3 protein-coding genes are annotated in these 3505 nt (G+C 31.0%); all 3 read left to right on the forward strand.

What is annotated here, in order from left to right:
• Positions 1 to 235: 235 nt before the first annotated feature.
• Positions 236 to 1558, forward strand: coding sequence for a YcaO-like family protein (locus QT74_RS07645; RefSeq protein WP_033765873.1), 1323 nt, complete (start codon positions 236 to 238; stop codon positions 1556 to 1558).
• Between the two features lie 11 nt (positions 1559 to 1569).
• Positions 1570 to 2391, forward strand: a complete 822-nt coding sequence (locus QT74_RS07650; RefSeq protein ID WP_000592968.1) for a SagB/ThcOx family dehydrogenase — start codon at positions 1570 to 1572, stop codon at positions 2389 to 2391.
• A partial coding sequence (locus tag QT74_RS07655; protein ID WP_229261626.1) for a hypothetical protein occupies positions 2375 to 3505 on the forward strand: 1131 nt, incomplete at its 3' end. The genes QT74_RS07650 and QT74_RS07655, both read left to right, overlap by 17 nt.

Raw genomic sequence — 3505 nt, forward strand, 5'->3', positions numbered from 1 at the left:
ATACAAGACTCCATAAAATTGCTCTAGGATCGTGCGTTAAATCTTTAGCCACCTATATATTCCTAAGAACATTACGACTTATTCACCTAAGGCAATTTCATATTTTAAAACCAGGTTTACTAGAAAGTTGGAACATTATCAACGGAACTTATTCAAATAAGATTGTATTACGGAATACATTTTGTGATTATTGTTCAAAAAATACACCAAAACGTGCCATTAGGGATATGATTTAATGTTAAAAATATGCGAACTATTAGATTTATTACTAGATTTTGAATGTGGGTTGATTACCTATATAACAGAAATACCAACACAACATTTAGAACCATTAATCCAAATTTATGTCGCTGAATTTCAAAATCCATGTTCTCTAACATCAAATGATAGAGTAATGCCAATTACAAACCGACAAGTTTCTGGTGCTGGATTAACAAAAGAAGAAGCTTTATTGGCAACAATTGGAGAAGCATTGGAACGCTATAGCATCTCTCAATCAGCACATATAAATAGTATTTATGACTATCCATCTAACCTATATGGAGCTAAAGAATTTCTAGAAACCTTTATTTTATTTTCCGAACATGATTACAAGAAAAAAACAGCTCCTTTTAAAAAACCAAATTTAAATAACCCAATCCATTTTGTTGCTGCCAAAAATCTAAGCACAGGACAAGAGCATTTTGTCCCTCGTAGTCTTGTTTTTATGGATGATGAAGGATGCAATAGATTCGACAAAACTTACAGCACTGGAACAGCTTGTCATATAGATAGAGAGAAAGCCATTTTCTCTAGTCTTTGCGAACTAATTGAACGCGATGTCTATGCATGCTATTGGCTCTGTGGAATTACTCCATTACGCCTAAACAATTGTTTTGTATTAAGTCAACTACCAAATGAGTTTTCTGAAGAAATTTTAAGAACCGGATTAAATATTAAAACATTTGCTTTAATGAACCAATTTGAAATTCCTGTCATTGCTTGTACTATAACAGCAAAAGATGGTGGCATTGCAACCGGATGTTCTTGTCATACTAATGTAAAACAAGCACTAAAAAAAGCTATGATTGAGGCTTTCCACACATTCAATTGGTGCCTAGAAATGAAAAGAAGTAAATTAGAAATCAAGAAAATAACTGATATTGATAATTTTAAAGATCATGTCTCATGGTATCTTAGATTAGATCGCAGTTCTCAATATCTTTGGCATACCCAACAATCCTATGAACTATTAGATTTTCCTACAGAATGGAGTAACATATCTGATAATAATAATACGGAAACACTTATTCAAAAACTTGTAAAAAATCAATTCATCCCACTAGCCATAGATGTTGCAATGCCAGATGTAAAATCATTAGGTTTTGAAATTATCCGATGTATGGCTAGTGGACTACAACCTTTATATGCTGGACAATCTTTTATCCATACTAACAAGCGTAGACTTTCTTGTTTTTTTAATTTTTTACAAAAAAAATCTTTAGAACATAGTGAATATCAATTTCTTCACATAGGAAGCAGACTTAATTTAAATAGAAACCCCCACTGTTTTCCATAGGATACTTAATCATGATAAAGAAATACATTACACCAACTAGCTTTGAAACATCAGAACTCAATGATATTATGGATTTTCATAACCAAACTAAATTATATCCTATCAGTTCTATGGAAACAGCACTAAAAACAGGATGTTATACTGATTCAAAACGAGGTTCTGAAGAATTATCAAAAAACTATCATGTTATGCCTTCTAAACATACAGAAGTAATCGATATCAAGATACCAAAAAACTTTGTAAAAGCCATAAATAAAAGGCGATCAAGTTATCAATTTAGCCAAAAAGCTCCATTTGATCGCACATCTATTCTCAAGGCTCTCAAAACATGTGCAATCAATAAAAAAGTTCGATCTTCAGTGGATCATAACATTGTTTTTTATAAAAGACCTTATCCATCTCCAGGAGCTTTATATCCATCAGAAATTTATATTCTAGAGCACAATGACACATCCTATAACCTTAAGCATTTCAATGCTATTCAATCTACATTGCACACTTTAATTGAAAAAATACCTATTAGTGAGATAAGTCATTGTTGCTGTATGGGTAATAATCTTTTGGCACATAATGCACAAGGTGCTATTCTTATCTCATCGGTATGGGAACGTACAGTTGTTAAGTATGGTTTTAGCGGTTATAGACTCGCACTTATTGAAATAGGAATTATCGCCCAACAACTCACATTAATACTGACTGATTTGGGAGTATCAACCTTGCATTGGACAAGTTTTTATGATGATAAAGTTAGCTCACTCATCAAAGCCGACTTCAAAACAGAATCTATATGCCACATGATTTGGTATGGAGGATCCCTTGATAAGGAAAATTAGTCCACAAACAATATTAGACAAATTACAGCTTAATCAAAATAATTATGAAAATCAAATCCCACCAAGATATCTAGATTCATTAAAATATATATTGCATTCCAACTTATATGGGTACTACTTAGCTAAAAAAACATATATTCTAAGCAACTATACATTAAAGCAAAAAGATCTAAATGATTGCTCCTTGCTATATAATCGATGTAAAAATATTAACCAACATCTACAAAAAACATTATCAAATACAAGAATCATTATTTTATGCAAAAAATCAAAACATCAATTTTGCTTGCATTTTGGAAACTCGATCGCACTAGCTCTCATCTCTAGAAATAGCCAACAATTTCACAAAGATTTTTGCCACGAAGTGTCCCATTTATTTGCATTAAGCAACAATAAATATATAGATGAGGGTATTGCTGTGTTTACTGAAAAAGTAGCTCTACTATTTGATAATTTTGAAGAAATCTTAAAAAATAAAATATGGCTTATATCTCAAACAGCTCACCGTGCAAATAAATATAATCCGTACACCTACGGTTGCACTGCTATTGCTAGTGTAATTCTAGATAACTACAAAAACATTAAACCTTTTTTAGATCAGTGTAAACAAGCTTCATTAAAAAAAAGCATAGAATTAATGCATCTAGCCATTCAAAAGCATTTTAAGAAACAACCAACCGCTCCAAAAAAATTAGAAAATCCAAACCATGAGTATTTTTTAGGAAACATCCATTCTTTTTTAAAACATGTATCTTATATACTAACAAAATCAGTCAATATTTTAAATTTTCAAGATTGGCTCAATCTAACTAGATGCACCTTTCTAGCACCTGTTAATCAAACAGCAAAACAATTGACAAAATCATTCCAATCTGCCCATCATTCACCACCATATGATAAAATCGCATGGCTTTTTAAAATCATAAATAAAATACACAATATACAATCAATTAAAAATAGTCAAAAAATAGCAGAACGAACAAGAAAAATTATTTTAGAAATTAGTTACAATACACAAGATGAACAAATTGGAAATGATGTACTTTTGATGATAGAAATCCTAGAAAAATATATACCAAATACAGCACAAAAATCCATTTTAAAAGGCTACTAT

Source organism: Helicobacter pylori SA213A (assembly GCF_000476275.1).
In the GTDB taxonomy this organism is placed as follows: Bacteria; Campylobacterota; Campylobacteria; order Campylobacterales; family Helicobacteraceae; genus Helicobacter; species Helicobacter pylori_CL.

What these genes read in the sequence shown, in the direction of transcription:
- QT74_RS07645 (WP_033765873.1), top strand. Translation starts at nt 236, where the DNA reads ATGTTAAAAATATGCGAACTATTAGATTTATTACTAGATTTTGAATGT.
- QT74_RS07650 (WP_000592968.1), top strand. Translation starts at nt 1,570, where the DNA reads ATGATAAAGAAATACATTACACCAACTAGCTTTGAAACATCAGAACTC.